Source organism: Pseudomonas sp. EYE_354, assembly GCF_023148575.1.
In the GTDB taxonomy this organism is placed as follows: Bacteria; Pseudomonadota; Gammaproteobacteria; order Pseudomonadales; family Pseudomonadaceae; genus Aquipseudomonas.
Window position 1 is genome coordinate 130,880 of the sequence record NZ_JAHXNQ010000013.1, and the last position, 16,810, is coordinate 147,689.

Annotated in this window: 9 protein-coding genes; 2 read left to right on the forward strand and 7 right to left on the reverse strand. The window is 61.6% G+C overall.

Annotated elements, in window-relative coordinates; translation table 11 throughout:
- The first annotated feature begins 84 nt into the window (after positions 1-84).
- Entirely contained in the window at positions 85-5,892 is a 5,808-nt protein-coding gene (locus KZX66_RS18730) for an alpha-2-macroglobulin (protein WP_248082023.1), read from the forward strand.
- Positions 5,873-8,170: a penicillin-binding protein 1C gene (gene pbpC / locus KZX66_RS18735; protein ID WP_248082032.1), complete on the forward strand. Its 2,298-nt coding sequence runs from the start codon at positions 5,873-5,875 to the stop codon at positions 8,168-8,170. Before KZX66_RS18730 ends, pbpC begins: the two co-directional genes overlap by 20 nt.
- 51 nt (positions 8,171-8,221) lie before the next feature.
- On the opposite strand, the gene glmS is transcribed toward pbpC, so the two are convergent.
- From glmS to atpA, 7 genes are all read right to left on the reverse strand, one after another.
- Positions 8,222-10,054, reverse strand: coding sequence for a glutamine--fructose-6-phosphate transaminase (isomerizing) (gene glmS / locus KZX66_RS18740; RefSeq protein ID WP_248082034.1), 1,833 nt, complete (start codon positions 10,052-10,054; stop codon positions 8,222-8,224).
- Between the two features lie 10 nt (positions 10,055-10,064).
- Positions 10,065-10,835 (reverse strand): DeoR family transcriptional regulator, encoded by a 771-nt coding sequence (locus KZX66_RS18745; protein WP_248082115.1) that lies wholly within the window; start codon positions 10,833-10,835, stop codon positions 10,065-10,067.
- A gap of 162 nt (positions 10,836-10,997) precedes the next feature.
- Positions 10,998-12,365: a bifunctional UDP-N-acetylglucosamine diphosphorylase/glucosamine-1-phosphate N-acetyltransferase GlmU gene (gene glmU, locus KZX66_RS18750; protein WP_248082036.1), complete on the reverse strand. Its 1,368-nt coding sequence runs from the start codon at positions 12,363-12,365 to the stop codon at positions 10,998-11,000.
- Between the two features lie 123 nt (positions 12,366-12,488).
- A complete protein-coding gene (locus tag KZX66_RS18755) occupies positions 12,489-12,905 on the reverse strand; it encodes a F0F1 ATP synthase subunit epsilon (RefSeq protein WP_248082038.1) in 417 nt (138 codons plus the stop codon).
- 44 nt (positions 12,906-12,949) lie between these two features.
- Positions 12,950-14,326: a F0F1 ATP synthase subunit beta gene (gene atpD / locus KZX66_RS18760; protein WP_003177062.1), complete on the reverse strand. Its 1,377-nt coding sequence runs from the start codon at positions 14,324-14,326 to the stop codon at positions 12,950-12,952.
- Between the two features lie 27 nt (positions 14,327-14,353).
- Entirely contained in the window at positions 14,354-15,214 is an 861-nt protein-coding gene (gene atpG, locus KZX66_RS18765; RefSeq protein WP_003195829.1) for a F0F1 ATP synthase subunit gamma, read from the reverse strand.
- Positions 15,215-15,264: 50 nt separating this feature from the next.
- Positions 15,265-16,809, reverse strand: a complete 1,545-nt coding sequence (atpA, locus tag KZX66_RS18770) for a F0F1 ATP synthase subunit alpha (protein ID WP_065953332.1) — start codon at positions 16,807-16,809, stop codon at positions 15,265-15,267.
- Position 16,810: the final 1 nt, after the last annotated feature.

Here is a 16,810-nt window from a genome sequence, read left to right on the forward strand (position 1 = left end):
CCTCCCACGGTGCGGCGTATCGACGACATCTTTTGTAGCAAAGACGCGTGTAAGATACGCCGCACTTAGCCAGGGATGCTCACCATGTTCGATTCGCTCAAAGCCATCAGCCGTCGTGTTGCCGGCGTGTTTCTGACCGTGGTGGGCGCCGTTTTCGGCCAATGGCAGCCGCCGTCATGGCTGCGTGCCGTTGGCCGTGGCGTGGCGAACCTGGGGGGTAAAGCACGCGCTTATCCGCGTCAGACCGGAGCCGGTGTGCTCGGCCTCGCGCTGCTCGCCGGTGCGGGTGTCTACGGCTGGCACTGGTCTTCCAACCTGCCGCAGCCGCATACCGCGAGCTACTCCCTGCATAAACCCAACCTGACCGACTACAGCCAGCCAACGCCGGTTGTGGATAACGTGCAGGTGCGTTTCAGCGAATCCGTGGCGCCACTGGCGGCCATCGGTAAACCGGTAACCGAGGGCATCACTCTCAAACCCGAGGTTGCAGGCACCTGGCGCTGGGCGGATGACCGCAGCCTGCTGTTCGTGCCGGACAAAGACTGGCCCATCGACGCCCATTACACCCTCGACCTGGCCAAGAAAAACCTGCTGGCCGACGGTGTGCTGCTGGACCAGTACAGCACTCAGTTCTCCACCCAACCGTTCCGCGCCACGCTGGCGCAAAACGAGCTGTATCAGGACCCGTCCAACCCAACGCTGAAACAGCTGGTGGCGACCTTCCATTTTTCCCACCCGGTCGATGAAGACAGCCTGCGCAAGCGCGTTTCCGTGACCCTGGGCAAAGGCTTGGCCTACCGCGACGCCCAGTTACCCAACCGCCCGGAAATCACCTTCGACGAGAAAAAACTCAACGCCTACGTGCGCTCCGCCGCACTGGCCACGCCACTGGAAAGCACGCCGGTCAGCGCCAGGCTGGACGAAGGCGTGCAGGCGCACGATGGCGGCAATGCCAGCAACGCGCCATTGGTGGCGCAAGTCACCGTGCCCGGCCGCTACCGCCTGACCTTTACGGGAGCCGAAGTCAGCTTTGTGGATAACGCCCGCGGCGAGCCCGAGCCGGTCCTGATGTTCAGCAGCTCCAGCGCCGTGGCCGATGAAACCATCGCCGGTAAGGTCCAGGCCTGGCTGTTGCCGGAAAAAGCCGAGGACGACACCCGTCCTTACTCCGCCAACGACATCGACGACGCCCTGCTGGCCCGCAGCACCAAGGTCAACCTGACCCACGTGCCCAGCGTCGAACCACTGAATACCCTGCACGCCTTCAAGTTCAAGGCTCCGGCCGGTCGCGCGCTGTATGTGCGCGTGCCCGCCAACCTGGAAGCCATCGGCGGCTATCTGGCGAAGCATCCCACGGCGTCCCTGGTGAGCATGCCGGCGTATCCGCGGACGTTGCAGTTCCTGTCCGACGGCGCCCTGCTTAGCCTCAATGGCGAAAAACGCCTGGGCTTCATGGCCCGTGGCGTGCCCGGCGCCCATGTGGAAATCGCCCGCCTGCTGCCCAACCAGTTGCAACACTTGGTGGACCAGAGCAGCGGCAGCTTTGCCCGGCCCAACTTCGGCAATGAATACTTCGATCGCATGGTCGAGCGCCAGACGCTGGATATCCCGCTGTCGTCCAATGACCCGGCCAAAACCGTCTACGACAACATGGAGCTGAGCCACTACCTCACCGCCAACGGCGGCCGGCGCGGTATTTTCGTGCTCAAGCTCAGCCCCCAGGATGAGCCGGCCGAACGCACCTTCGACTACAACCGCAGCAGCACCAGCGACCTGCGGTTTATCGTGGTCACCGACCTGGGCATCATCGCCAAGCGTTCCAGCGACGGCAGCCATGACGTGTATGTGCAGTCCATCGGCAACGGTTCGCCGGTGGCCGACGCGCAGGTCGACATCATCGGTCGCAACGGCCTGCCGGTGAGCAGCGGCCGCACCGACGGCGAAGGCCATGTGCATTTCGCCAAGCTGGATGAACTGCGCCGTGAGAAAACGCCGCTGATGTACGTCGTCAGTCGCGGTAACGATCAGTCGTTCCTGCCGATTGCCCGCCAGTCCCAGCAGTTGGATTTGTCGCGCTTCGATGTAGGCGGCTTGGAAGAAGACGGTGCGATTGATCGCCTCAGCGCCTACCTGTTCACCGATCGTGGCCTGTACCGGCCCGGCGAGACCGCACACCTGGGCATGATCGTACGCAGTGGCAACTGGAAAGGTGCCTTGCAGGGCCTGCCGGTTGAGCTGCAAATCACCGACCCGCGGGGCCTGGAAGTGATCCGCCAGCCGCTGAAGTTGTCGGCCAGCGGCTTTGAGACCTTCGATTTCCCCAGCAGCGACGTGGCCCCCGCCGGGGAATACACCGCGACGTTGCAGTTGATTGGCCAAAAGCAGACCCGCACCGACCTGGGCAGTGTCAGCTTCAAGGTGCGCGACTTCGAACCGGACCGCATGAAGGTCAGCCTGAGCCTGCACAACACCCCGGTGCAGGGCTGGATTGCCCCGGACCAGGTGGTGGCCAATGTCACCGCGATGCACTTGTTCGGCGCCCCGGCATCAGGCCGTCGTGTCACGGCGAAGATGTCTCTGAGCCCGACGCTGGCGGCATTCGAGCGCTACCCCGATTACCGCTTCCGCCTTAACGACGCCCTGGAAGACGCCAGCAGCGAAGACCTGGCTGAAACCAGCCTTGACGATAATGGGCAGGCCGTACTCGACCTCAACCTGCAACGCTTCGCCAACAGCACCTATCGCTTGCAGGTGATGACGCAGGTGTTCGAAGCCGAAGGCGGCCGCAATGTGGCGGCGCAAAGTGCATTGCTGGTGTCGTCCGCGCCGTACCTGGTGGGTGTGAAAAGTCAGGACTCGCTGTCGTACGTCGCCAAGGATGCGCCGCGCCAGGTGCACTGGCTGACCGTCGCACCGGACCTGACGCCGCTGGCGGTGGACGGCCTGACCAGTGAGGTGGTCGAGCACCGTTATGTGTCGGTGCTGGTGAAGCAGTCCAACGGCACCTACAAGTACGAGTCGCGCATCAAGAACATCAGCCAACCGGCCACGCCGCTGGTGATGACCAAGGACGGCGCCAAGCAGAGCCTGAACACCGCTACGCCGGGGGATTTCACCCTGCAACTGAAAGACGCCAACGGCAACCTGCTCAACCAGATCGACTACAGCGTGGCCGGGCGCGGCAACACCTCGCGCTCCCTGGAGCGCAACGCCGAACTGCAACTGCGCCTGGATAAACACAGCTACGCCACCGGCGATGAGATCGCCATCAGTCTGCGCGCGCCGTACACCGGCGCGGGCTTGATCACCATTGAGCGCGACAAGGTCTACACCCAGCAGTGGTTCAAGGCCGACAGCACCAACAGCGTGCAACATATCCGCGTGCCGGCAGGCCTTGAGGGCAATGCCTACGTCAACGTGCAGTTCGTGCGCGACATCGGCTCGGCTGAGGTCTACATGAGCCCGCTGTCCTACGGCGTGGTGCCGTTCAGCATCAACCTGGATGCGCGACGCATGGCGCTGACGGTCGAAGGCCCGGCGAAGATCGAGCCGGGGCAGACGCTGGACATCAAGCTCAACGCCGACCGACCGGGCCGCGCCGTGGTGTACGCCGTGGACGAAGGCATCCTGCAGGTGGCGCGCTACCAGACGCCGGATCCGCTGGGTTTCTTCTTCCAGAAACGCGCGCTGGAGGTCGGCACCAGTCAGATCCTTGACCTGATCCTGCCGGAGTTTTCCCGCCTGCTCAGTGGGGCGGCGCCCGGTGGCGATACGGAAGGCGCCTTGGCCAACCACCTCAACCCGTTCAAGCGTAAACACCAGCCACCGGTGGCCTGGTGGTCCGGGTTGGTGGATTTGCCGGCCGGCGAAACCGTGTTGCATTACCAGGTGCCGGACAGCTTCAACGGCAAGTTGCACCTGTTCGCGGTGGCGGTGGATGCCGACAGCGTCGGCGTCAGCGAGGCCACGACCGACGTGCGTGGGCCGATTGTGATCACGCCCAACGTACCGGCCTTCGTCGCACCGGGGGATGTGTTCACGGTCAGCGCCGGGGTGTTCAGCAACCTCGACGCGGCGGCGGACGTGAAATTTGAAGTGCAAACCAGCAATGGCCTTGTTGTGCAGGCCGACAAGGGCAGTACCTTGTCGCTGCAACCGCGCAAGGAAGGCGCCGCCGAATTCAAGATCAAGGTCGGTGACACCCTCGGTTCGGCAGACCTGCGTTTTGTCGCGGTGCTGCCGGATGGCAAGCGGGTCCAGGTGGCGGAAACCACCTCGATCCGACCGCTGAGCGAGCACCGCGTCGCCTTGAGCCTGGGCCGTTTCGACAACGCCAGCAAAGAGCTCAAACCCGCGCGCGAGCTGTACAGCCAACTGCGCGACGTGCAACTGGGCGTGGCCGCTTCGCCACTGGTCTGGGCCAACGGCCTCAAGCATTACCTGGATGACTACGGTTATGCGTGCACCGAGCAATTGGTGTCCAAGGCGATGCCGGCGTTGATCTGGGGCGGCACCGCACCCGAGGCCGAGCAGGCGTTCGGCAACGCGGTGCGCATGTTGCGCCAGCGCCAGAACCCGGCCGGTGGCTTTGGTTTGTGGGCGGCCAACCCGGACGTGGCGCCCTACGCCAGCCTGTACGCCACCGACTTCCTGATCGAAGCCAAGGAACGCGGGCTGCCGGTACCGGAAGACCTGTTGGTGCGCGCCAATACCTATCTGACCGACCTGGCCAACGGCCCGAGCGAAGGCTTGTCGGAATTGCGCAACCGCGCCTACGCCAGTTACTTGCTGAGCCGTCAGGGGATTCTGGTAAGCGGCGCCTTGAGCGATATTCGCGAACGCTACGAAAGCTACTTCAAGGACAGTTGGCAGAATGACCTGGGCGCCGCTTACCTGGCCGCCAGTTACAAGCTGCTCAAGCAGGATCGCCAGGCCGATAGCCTGTTCCGCAAAATCCCATGGCGCTCGCTTGTGGATAAGTGGGACAGCGACGGCCTGTACTACGACCCGCTGGTGCACGATGCCGAACATTTGCACCTGCTGGCGCGCCACTTCCCTGAGCTGATGGACGACGTCCCTGCGGCGCTGCTGGATAAGCTCGGCAAACGCCTCAACGAGCAACGCTACAACTCGCTGTCGGCGGCGCTGTTGCTGCGTGCCCTGGACAATTATGGCCAGCGCGCGCAGAGCGACATGACCCTCAAGGCCACCGCCTGGCTGGGTGACAAACAGCAACAACTGTTGGACATGGCCGGCCAGCCACCGCGCGCCGCCGTACCGGGTGGCACGCAAAAGCTGGTGATGGAGAAATCCGACGGCCCGTCCGCGTTCTACATGCTCAGTGAGGCCGGGTTTGATAAAGGCGCCAAGCTCAAGGCCATCAACAATGGCCTGGAAATCATCCACGAATACCTCGACCTCAAAGGCGAGCCCGTGAGCAAGGTTGCGGTGGGCGATGAGTTCCTGGTGCGCCTGCGCCTGCGCGCCACCGACCGTGATCAGGTGCAGCAAGTGGCCGTGGTCGATTTGCTGCCCGGTGGCGTCGAGCCTGTGTATAACTTGCCGCCGGAGCCGGAAGCGGCCAGCACCGAGAACAGTGAAGGTGATGACTCTGAGTACGTGGAAACCGCAGACAGTGAAGAAGCCGACACCTGGCAAGCGCCCATCGGCGAAACCGAACTGAGCAACTGGCAGCCGGACTACGTGGATGTGCGCGATGACCGCGTGGTGTTGTACGGCACTGCGCTGCGCGATGTAGGCACCTTCGTGTACCGCGTGCGCGCCACCAACGCCGGGACCTTCAATACGCCACCGGCCTACGCCGAAGGCATGTACGAAACCACCCTGCAAGGCCGTGGCAAAGTAGGCCAGCTTGAAATTACCAAGCCTTAAACGCCTGACGCCGCTGCTGGCGGCAGTGGTGGTGCTCGTGGGGCTGCGCGTGTGGCCCCATGCCCCGCTGGAGCAGGCAGCGACCTCCTCCAGGGTGGTGCTGGCCGACGACGGCGCGTTGCTGCGCATGACCCTGGCGCAGGACGGCCAATACCGCCTGTGGCTGCCGCTGGAGCGCATTTCGCCTTCGCTGGTCGAAGCGTTGTTGCTCAAGGAAGACCGCAATTTCTACTGGCACCCGGGGATCAATCCCCCGGCGTTGCTGCGCGCGGCGCTGGCCACCTACAGCGGTGGCCAGCGCCAGGGTGGCTCAACTTTGAGCATGCAGCTGGCGCGCCGCCTGTGGGACCTGAACACCCGGCAGGTCCCGGGCAAATTGCAGCAGATGGCGTTGGCGCTGTGGCTGGAGGCGCGTTACAGCAAGCACGACATCCTCGAGGCCTACCTGAACCTGGCGCCCATGGGCGGCAATATCGAAGGTGCCGAGGCGGCCAGCCGTATTTACTTCGGCAAGGCGGCGGCGCAGTTGTCATTGTCCGAGGCCCTGGCGCTGGCGGTGATCCCGCAACAACCGGGCCGGCGCGCGCGCTTCGGACCCTCACTGCAAAACGCGCGGCTGCGCCTGATGAAAGATTGGCGTGAGACTTATCCACACGACCCGCGCAATGCCAGTTTGCTCGACTTGCCCCTCGAAGCACGCAACCGCCAGCAGATCCCGTTCCTGGCGCCGCACCTGAGTGAACAGCTGCTGGCGTCCCAGGCCGGCAACGAACTCCACAGCACCCTTAACCTGCCCTTGCAGCAATTGCTCGAACGCCTGATCACCGGCTTTATTGCCGAGCGCCGCAGCACCGGCGTGGAAAACGCCACGGCGATCCTGATCGACAGCCGTGACCAGAGCGTCAAGGCCCTGGTGGGTTCGGCCGATTACTTATCCACAGGCATCCAGGGCCAGGTCAATGGCGTGCTGTCGCGGCGTTCGCCGGGCTCGACGCTCAAACCGTTTCTCTATGGGCTGGCGCTGGATCAGGGGCTGATCCACCCCATGAGCATCCTCAAGGACTTACCGAGTAACTTCGGCTACTTCCAGCCGGAAAATTTCGACGGCAGTTTTGTCGGGCCCCTGACGGCGCGCGATGCGTTGATCCGTAGCCGCAATATCCCGGCGGTGTGGCTGGCCAGCCAGGTTAAATCGCCGTCCTTGTATGGGTTGCTGCAACGCGCCGGTATCAAAGGCCTGCGCGATGAAAGCCATTACGGCCTGGCCCTGGCGCTTGGCGGTGGTGAGATGACCCCCGAGGAGCTGGCGCGGCTGTATGTGATGCTGGCCGGCGACGGGCACCTGCGGCCGTTGCGCTATGTGCAGGAACAGCCGCAAACCACCGGCGCGGCGCTGCTCACGCCCCAGGCCGCGTTTATGGTGCGTGACATGCTGCGCCGCAACCCGCGCCCGGACGGGCTGCCGGGCCGTCACTGGCGTACGGCGTGGAAAACCGGCACCTCGTGGGGGTTTCACGATGCGTGGAGCGCAGGCCTGGTCGGCCCGTATGTGCTGGTGGTGTGGGTGGGTAACTTCGATGGGCGGCCGAACCCGGCGTTTATCGGCGCCAAAACCGCTGCGCCGCTGTTTTTCCGCATCGCCGACGCCCTGCCCCTGGCCCTGCCCACCGTCGCGATCAAAGCCGACAAACCGCCGGCCGGGCTGGTGCGCATCGACGTCTGCGCGGCGTCGGGCGAGCTGCCCAACCGCTGGTGTCCGCAAACCCGCAAGACCTGGTACATCCCCGGCGTTTCACCGATTCGCGTGTCCAACCTGCACCGCCCGGTGCTGATCGACACCCGCACCGGCAAGGCCGCGTGCCCGCCCTTCGAGGCGCAGTACACCCGCGAAGAAGTCTTTGAGTTCTGGCCCAGTGACGTCCAACGCCTGTACCGAGCCGCCGGCCTGCCGCGCCGAACGCCACCCAGCGTGATGAAAAACTGCCAGCCCAACCGCATCACCGACCAGAGCGAAGCCCCGCAGATTAGCTCTCCGCTGACGCAGGTGAGTTATCAGTTGCGCCTCTCCCAGCCCCAGGAAAGCATCCCGCTGACCGCGAATGCGGCCAGCGATGCAGCGACGCTGTATTGGTTTGCTGATCAAACCTTGATCGGCCAGGGCCCGCCGCAAACCACACTGAACTGGCGGCCGGGCAAGTCCGGGGAGTATCGGTTGCGGGTGAGCGATGATCAGGGGCGCAGTGCGAGTCGGGGGTTGAGGGTGGAGTTTGTGCCGTGAGTGAACAGATGACCCGGCCATTACCTGCTTGGGCAGTGGCCGGGCTCCCGATTACTCCACCGTCACCGACTTAGCCAAGTTACGCGGCTGATCAACGTCGGTGCCCTTCAACACCGCTACGTAGTACGACAGCAACTGCAGCGGGATGGTGTAGAGGATCGGCGACAGGGTGTCGTTGATGTGCGGCATGTTGATGACGTGGGTGCCTTCGCCGTTGGTCATGCCGGCTTTCTCGTCGGCGAATACCACCAGTTGGCCGCCACGGGCGCGCACTTCCTGCAGGTTGGACTTGAGCTTTTCCAGCAGTTCGTTGTTCGGCGCGACGGTGACTACCGGCATGTCGTCATCCACCAGGGCCAGTGGGCCGTGTTTGAGCTCGCCGGCCGGGTAGGCTTCGGCGTGGATGTAGGAGATTTCCTTGAGCTTGAGGGAGCCTTCCATCGCCACCGGGTACTGCGCGCCACGGCCGAGGAACAGGGTGTGGTTCTTGTCGGCGAACAGTTCGGCGACTTTTTCCACCACGCTGTCCATGGCCAGGGCTTCGCCCAGGCGGGTCGGCAGGCGACGCAGTTCTTCAACCAGGGTCGCTTCGACGCCGTCGGCCAGGGTGCCGCGCACTTGGCCCAGGGACAGGGTCAGCAACAACAGACCAACCAGTTGGGTGGTGAACGCTTTGGTGGAGGCCACACCGATTTCGCGACCGGCCTGGGTCAGCAGGGTGAGGTCGGACTCACGCACCAGCGAGCTGATGCTGACGTTGCAGATCGCCAGGCTGGCGAGGAAGCCCAGCTCTTTGGCGTTGCGCAGGGCGGCCAGGGTGTCGGCGGTTTCGCCGGACTGGGAGATGGTCACGAACAGGGTGTCGGGCTGCACCACCACTTTGCGGTAGCGAAATTCGCTGGCCACTTCGACCTGGCACGGGATGCCGGCCAGCTCTTCGAGCCAGTAACGGGCAACCATGCCGGCGTGGTAGCTGGTGCCGCAAGCAACGATCTGCACATTGCGCACTTTGGCGAACAGTTCGGCGGCTTGTGGGCCGAACGCGTTGACCAGCACGTGCTTGTCGCCAAGGCGACCTTCCAGGGTGCGTTGCACCACGGCCGGTTGCTCGTGGATTTCCTTGAGCATGAAGTGGCGGTATTCGCCCTTGTCGGCCGCTTCAGCGCCGTCGCGATATTGCACCGCTTCGCGTTCGACGGAATTGCCGTTTACGTCCCAGATCGCCACGCTTTCACGGCGGATGTCGGCAATATCGCCTTCTTCCAGGTACATGAAGCGGTCAGTGACCTGGCGCAGGGCCAGTTGGTCGGAGGCGAGGAAGTTCTCACCCAGGCCCAGGCCGATCACCAGCGGGCTGCCACTGCGGGCGGCGACCACACGGTCAGGCTGGCTGGCGCTGATTACCGCCAGGCCGTAGGCGCCATGCAGTTCCTTGACCGTGGCTTTGAGCGCGGTGGTCAGGTCGCTGTGGTCCTTGAGTTTGTGGTTGAGCAGGTGGGCGATGACTTCGGTGTCGGTGTCGGAGGTGAACACGTAGCCCAGGCTTTTGAGTTGTTCGCGCAGCGCTTCGTGGTTTTCGATGATGCCGTTGTGCACCACCGCCAGGTCGCCGGAGAAGTGGGGGTGGGCGTTACGTTCACACGGCGCACCGTGGGTGGCCCAGCGGGTGTGGGCAATGCCGAGGCGACCGACCAACGGCTCGCCGGCCAGGGCCTGATCCAACTCACTGACCTTACCTGGGCGCCGCACGCGTTCAAGCTTGCCGGCATTGGTGAAGACGGCTACGCCGGCGCTGTCATAGCCGCGGTATTCCAGGCGCTTGAGGCCTTCGATGAGGATAGGGGTAATGTTGCGTTCAGCGACTGCGCCTACGATGCCACACATGGTGTTTCTCCTAGATGATTGCCGCGCATATCAGCGTAATGCCGCGGGCTTGGATCTGGTCGCGGGCCTCAAGCGGCAGGCGATCATCGGTGATAAGGGTATGGACGCTGCTCCAGGGCAGTTCCAGGTTGGGAATCTTGCGGCCGATTTTGTCGGATTCGACCATCACCACCACTTCGCGAGCGACCTCGGCCATCACGCGGCTCAGGCCCAGCAGTTCGTTGAAGGTGGTGGTACCGCGCTGCAGATCGATGCCGTCGGCGCCGATGAACAGTTGATCAAAGTCGTAGGAACGCAGCACTTGCTCGGCGACCTGGCCCTGGAACGAGTCCGAATGCGGGTCCCAGGTGCCACCGGTCATTAGCAGCACCGGCTCGTGTTCCAGTTCGCTCAAGGCGCTGGCCACGTGCAGGGAGTTGGTCATCACCACCAGACCAGGCTGGTGGCCCAGTTCGGGGATCATGGCGGCGGTGGTGCTGCCGCTGTCGATGATGATGCGTGCGTGTTCGCGCAAGCGCTGTACGGCGGCACGGGCGATGGCACGCTTGTAGGCCGAGATCGGCTGCGCGGCGTCGCCGACCAGTTCCTGGGGCATGGTGATTGCGCCACCGTAGCGGCGCAGCAACAGGCCGTTGCTTTCGAGGGCGGCCAGGTCTTTGCGAATGGTGACTTCCGAAGTTTCGAAACGCTTGGCCAATTCGTCCACGCTGACTTCGCCCTGCTCGTTGAGCAGGGTCAGAATGTTGTGGCGTCGTTGGGGGGTATTTCGTTTCGACATGATATTGATAAGTTTCGTTTCGAAAGATAACGAAGGCAATCAAAACCTATTGGCGAAAGATCGTCAAGCGGTGGGCTTCATTTTTTATACGTTACATAACAAGCGTGGGAGGGGGCTTCCCCCCTCCCACATTGGAGATTTGCTGGTCGTGAAGCTGTGGATAACTCAGGTCTTTTTGATTTTAACCGGGCGTTTCCAGCCGTCGATGTTGCGTTGGCGGGCGCGGGCGACACCCAACTGCAAGTTATCCACATCCTGGTTGATGGTGGAGCCGGCCGCCGTTGTGGCACCGTCGCCTACGCTCACCGGCGCCACCAACGAATTGTTGGAGCCGATAAACACGTCTTCACCCAAGACAGTCTGGTGCTTGTTGGCGCCATCGTAGTTGCAGGTGATGGTGCCGGCGCCGATGTTGGTACGTGCACCGACAGTGGCATCGCCCAAATAGGTAAGGTGACCCGCCTTGGCGCCCTCGCCCAAGTGGGCGTTTTTCAGTTCGACGAAGTTACCCACATGGGCCTTGGCTTCCAGCACGCTGCCAGGACGCAACCGCGCAAACGGCCCGGCATCGCTGCCCTCGCCCATCACCGCACCGTCAATGTGACTGTTGGCCTTGATCACCACGCCTTTGCGCAGGGTGCTGTCCTTGATCACGCAGTTGGGACCGATGACCACGTCATCTTCGATGATCACGCGGCCTTCGAGGATTACGTTGATGTCGATCAGCACATCGCGGCCCACGCTGACTTCACCGCGTACATCGAAGCGGGCAGGATCGCGCAGGGTTACGCCCTGGGCCATCAGGCGACGGCCTTCACGCAGTTGGTAGTGACGCTCCAGCTCGGCCAATTGCTTGCGGTCGTTGGCGCCCTGCACTTCCATTGGGTCGTGGGGCTGCTCGGTGGCGACCAGCAAACCGTCACTCACGGCCATCTCGATCACGTCGGTGAGGTAGTACTCGCCTTGGGCGTTGTTGTTCGACAGGCGGCTCATCCAGTCGGCAAGCTTGTTGGCAGGCACCGCGAGAATCCCGGTGTTGCCCTCGGTGATGGCACGCTGGGCTTCACTGGCGTCTTTGTGCTCGACGATGGCAGCGACCTTGCCGTCGGCGTTGCGCACGATGCGGCCGTAGCCGGTGGGGTCATCCAGTTCGACGGTCAGCAGGCCCATTTGGCCTGGGACCACGTGCTTGAGCAGGCGTTGCAGGGTTTCCACTTCGATCAGCGGCACGTCGCCGTAGAGGATCAGCACGGTGTCAGCGATGATGAACGGCACGGCTTGTGCGGTGGCGTGGCCGGTGCCCAGTTGCTTGTCCTGCAGGACGAAATTCAGGTCATCCGCCGCCAGACGCTCACGCACCACATCGGCACCGTGGCCGATGACCACGTGGATACGTTGCGGACTCAGCTGCCGGGCGCTGTGGATAACATGGCCAAGCATGGAATTACCGGCCACCGGGTGCAGCACCTTGGGCAGGGCCGAACGCATGCGGGTGCCCTGGCCTGCGGCGAGAATGACGATTTCAAGAGACATGAATGGCTACCAATCCTGGGCGGTCCGGGTTCAGACCAGAGAAGTGTTTTGCAAAAAAAGAAAAAGGGTAGCCGAGGCTACCCTTTTTAATCAATCGCGCTTGAAGCATGACGGCATGGCCGCTTACTTCTTGCGGATCTGCTGGAGCGTGCGCAGCTGGGCTGCAGCCTCGGCCAGACGTACAGCAGCAGCGCTGTAGTCGAAGTCCGCTCCCTTTTCGTTCAGGGCCTTCTCAGCAGCCTTGACGGCTTCCTGAGCGGAGGCTTCATCCAGGTCGCTAGCACGTTGCACGGTGTCGGCAAGTACCTTGACCATGTTCGGCTGAACCTCGAGGAAACCACCGGAGATGTAAAACACCTCCTTGTCCCCGCCTTGCTTGGTCAACGTGATCGGACCTGGCTTCAAGCTGGTGATCAACGGCGCGTGGCCCATGGCAATACCCAGGTCACCGAGTTCGCCGTGTGCAATCACCATTTCTACCAGACCGGAGAAGATTTCCCCTTCCGCGCTGACGATATCGCAATGGACTGTCATAGCCATCTGATTGCCTCAACCTGATGAGCGCCCGTTTCCGGGCGCTTGGATTACAGTTTCTTGGCTTTCTCGATCGCTTCTTCGATGCCGCCGACCATGTAGAACGCTTGTTCTGGCAGGTGGTCGTAGTCACCGTTGAGGATGCCTTTGAAGCCAGCAATGGTGTCTTTCAGGGAAACGTATTTACCCGAAGCACCGGTGAAGACTTCAGCCACGAAGAACGGCTGCGACAAGAAGCGCTGGATCTTACGAGCACGGTTTACCAACTGCTTGTCGGCTTCCGACAGCTCGTCCATACCCAGAATCGCGATGATGTCCTTCAGTTCTTTGTAACGCTGCAGCACGTACTGAACGCCGCGAGCGGTGTCGTAGTGCTCCTGGCCGATCACGTTCGGGTCCAGCTGGCGCGAAGTCGAGTCGAGTGGATCGACCGCTGGGTAGATACCCAGGGAAGCGATGTCACGGGACAGTACGACGGTTGCGTCCAAGTGGGCGAAGGTGGTCGCAGGCGACGGGTCGGTCAAGTCATCCGCAGGTACGTATACCGCTTGGATCGAAGTGATCGAACCTTCCTTGGTCGAAGTGATACGTTCTTGCAGAACGCCCATCTCTTCAGCCAGGGTCGGCTGATAACCTACTGCAGAAGGCATACGGCCCAGCAGTGCGGATACTTCAGTACCGGCCAGGGTGTAACGATAGATGTTGTCGACGAACAGCAGAACGTCGTTACCTTCGTCACGGAACTTCTCGGCCATGGTCAGGCCGGTCAGTGCCACGCGCAGACGGTTTCCCGGCGGCTCGTTCATCTGACCGTAAACCAGTGCCACTTTGTCCAGAACGTTGGAGTCCTTCATCTCGTGGTAGAAGTCGTTACCCTCACGAGTACGCTCACCCACACCGGCGAACACGGAATAACCGCTGTGCTCGATGGCGATGTTACGGATCAGTTCCATCATGTTTACGGTCTTGCCTACACCGGCACCACCGAACAGACCGACTTTACCGCCTTTGGCGAACGGGCAAACCAGGTCGATAACCTTGATGCCGGTTTCCAGCAGATCGTTGCCGCCCGCTTGCTCGGCGAACGAAGGTGCTGGGCGGTGAATGCCCCAACGCTCTTCGGTGTCGATCGGACCGGCTTCGTCAATCGGATTGCCCAGTACGTCCATGATCCGGCCCAGGGTCGCTTTACCGACCGGTACGGAGATGGCTGCGCCAGAGTCGATAACGTCCAGACCGCGCTTCAAGCCTTCGGTGGAACCCATCGCAATGGTACGAACTACGCCGTCGCCCAGCTGCTGCTGAACTTCCAGAGTAGTTTCCGCGCCTTGTACTTTCAGCGCGTTGTAGATGCTCGGTACGCTGTCGCGTGGGAATTCCACGTCGATAACGGCGCCGATGATTTGAACGATACGTCCGCTACTCATAGCTGGATCCTCTGAATATTTGAACCGTTAAACCGCGGCAGCGCCGCCGACGATTTCCGAGATCTCTTGGGTGATCGCAGCCTGACGCGCCTTGTTGTAGATCAGCTGCAAATCGCTGATCAGATCACCGGCGTTGTCGGTAGCGTTTTTCATCGCGATCATCCGCGCCGCTTGTTCAGCTGCGTTGTTCTCGACCACCGCCTGGTACACCTGCGACTCCACGTAGCGCACCATCAAGCCGTCAAGCAGCTCTTTGGCGTCTGGTTCGTAGAGGTAGTCCCAGTGGTGCTTGAGTTCCTGATCCGGGGTCGCCACCAGTGGAATCAATTGCTCCACGGTTGGCTGCTGGGTCATGGTGTTGATGAACTTGTTGGATACCACGGACAGGCGGTCAATCCGGCCTTCCAGGTACGCATCCAGCATCACCTTCACACTGCCGATCAAATCATTGATCGACGGCTCTTCACCCAGGTGGCTGATAGCTGCAACGACGTTACCGCCGAAGTTACGGAAAAAGGCCGCACCCTTGCTACCGACAACACACAGATCGATCTCGACGCCGTTTTCGCGGTTTACCGCCATGTCCTTGACCAGGGCCTTGAACAGGTTGGTATTCAGGCCACCGCACAAACCACGGTCACTGCTCACTACCACATAACCTACACGCTTGACGGCGCGCTCGATCATGAACGGGTGGCGGTATTCCGGGTTGGCGTTGGCCAGATGCCCAATTACCTGGCGGATACGTTCCGCATAAGGACGGCTAGCAGCCATGCGCATTTGTGCCTTGCGCATTTTGCTGACCGCCACTTTTTCCATGGCGCTGGTAATTTTTTGCGTGCTTTTGATGCTCGCAATCTTACTGCGAATCTCTTTTGCGCCTGCCATGTAACACCTATCAGGTTAGCAAGCGGGAGCCTTGCGGCTCCCGCTGCGGCTTACCAGGTTTGGGTGGCCTTGAACTTCTCGATACCGGCTTTCATGCCAGCGTCGATATCGTCATTGAAGTCACCCTTCACGTTGATCTTCGCCATCAATTCGGCGTGATCGCGGTTGAAGTAAGCAATCAGCGCTTGTTCGAAGCTGCCGACCTTGGTGATTTCAACGTCGGTCAGGAACCCACGCTCAGCGGCATACAGCGACAACGCCATGTCAGCGATCGACATTGGGGCGTATTGCTTCTGCTTCATCAGCTCGGTAACGCGCTGACCATGCTCAAGTTGCTTACGGGTCGCTTCGTCCAGGTCAGAAGCGAACTGGGCGAATGCCGCCAGTTCACGGTACTGAGCCAGAGCGGTACGGATACCACCGGAGAGCTTCTTGATGATCTTGGTCTGAGCGGCACCACCCACACGGGATACCGAAACACCGGCGTTCACTGCTGGGCGGATGCCCGAGTTGAACATGGCCGATTCCAGGAAGATCTGACCGTCAGTGATGGAAATCACGTTGGTCGGAACGAACGCGGAAACGTCGCCAGCCTGGGTTTCGATGATCGGCAGTGCGGTCAGGGAACCGGTTTTGCCGGTCACTGCGCCGTTGGTGAACTTCTCGACGTACTCTTCCGAAACGCGGGATGCGCGCTCCAGCAGACGGGAGTGGAGATAGAACACGTCGCCTGGGTAAGCTTCACGGCCTGGTGGACGGCGCAGCAGCAGGGAGATTTGGCGATAAGCCACTGCCTGCTTGGACAGATCGTCATAAACGATCAGCGCGTCTTCACCGCGGTCGCGGAAGAATTCACCCATGGTGCAACCGGAATACGGTGCCAGGAATTGCAGCGCAGGAGATTCCGAAGCACTGGCAGCCACGATGATCGTGTTGGCCAGGGCGCCGTTTTCTTCCAGCTTGCGAACCACGTTGGCGATGGTCGATTGCTTCTGACCAATGGCTACGTAGACGCAGAAAATGCCGCTGTTCTTCTGGTTGATGATCGCGTCGATCGCCAGAGCGGTTTTACCGATCTGACGGTCACCGATGATCAGCTCACGCTGGCCACGGCCGACTGGGATCATGGCATCGACAGCCTTGTAGCCAGTCTGTACAGGCTGGTCTACCGACTTACGCCAGATCACGCCTGGAGCAACTTTCTCGACCGCGTCGGTCTCGGTGTTGCCCAGTGGACCTTTGCCGTCAACAGGGTTACCCAGTGCATCGACTACGCGACCCAGCAGTTCCTTACCAACCGGAACTTCCAGGATGCGGCCTGTGCACTTGGCGCTCATGCCTTCAGCCAGACTGGTGTAAGCGCCCAATACAACGGCACCTACGGAGTCTTGCTCCAGGTTGAGGGCCATACCGTAGACGCCGCCCGGAAACTCGATCATCTCGCCGTACATTACGTCGGCCAGACCGTGAATCCGCACGATGCCGTCAGATACGCTGACGACAGTGCCTTCGTTACGGGCTTGGGAGGTCACATCGAGCTTGTCGATGCGGCCCTTGATAATTTCACTTATTTCGGAAGGATTGAGTTGCTGCATT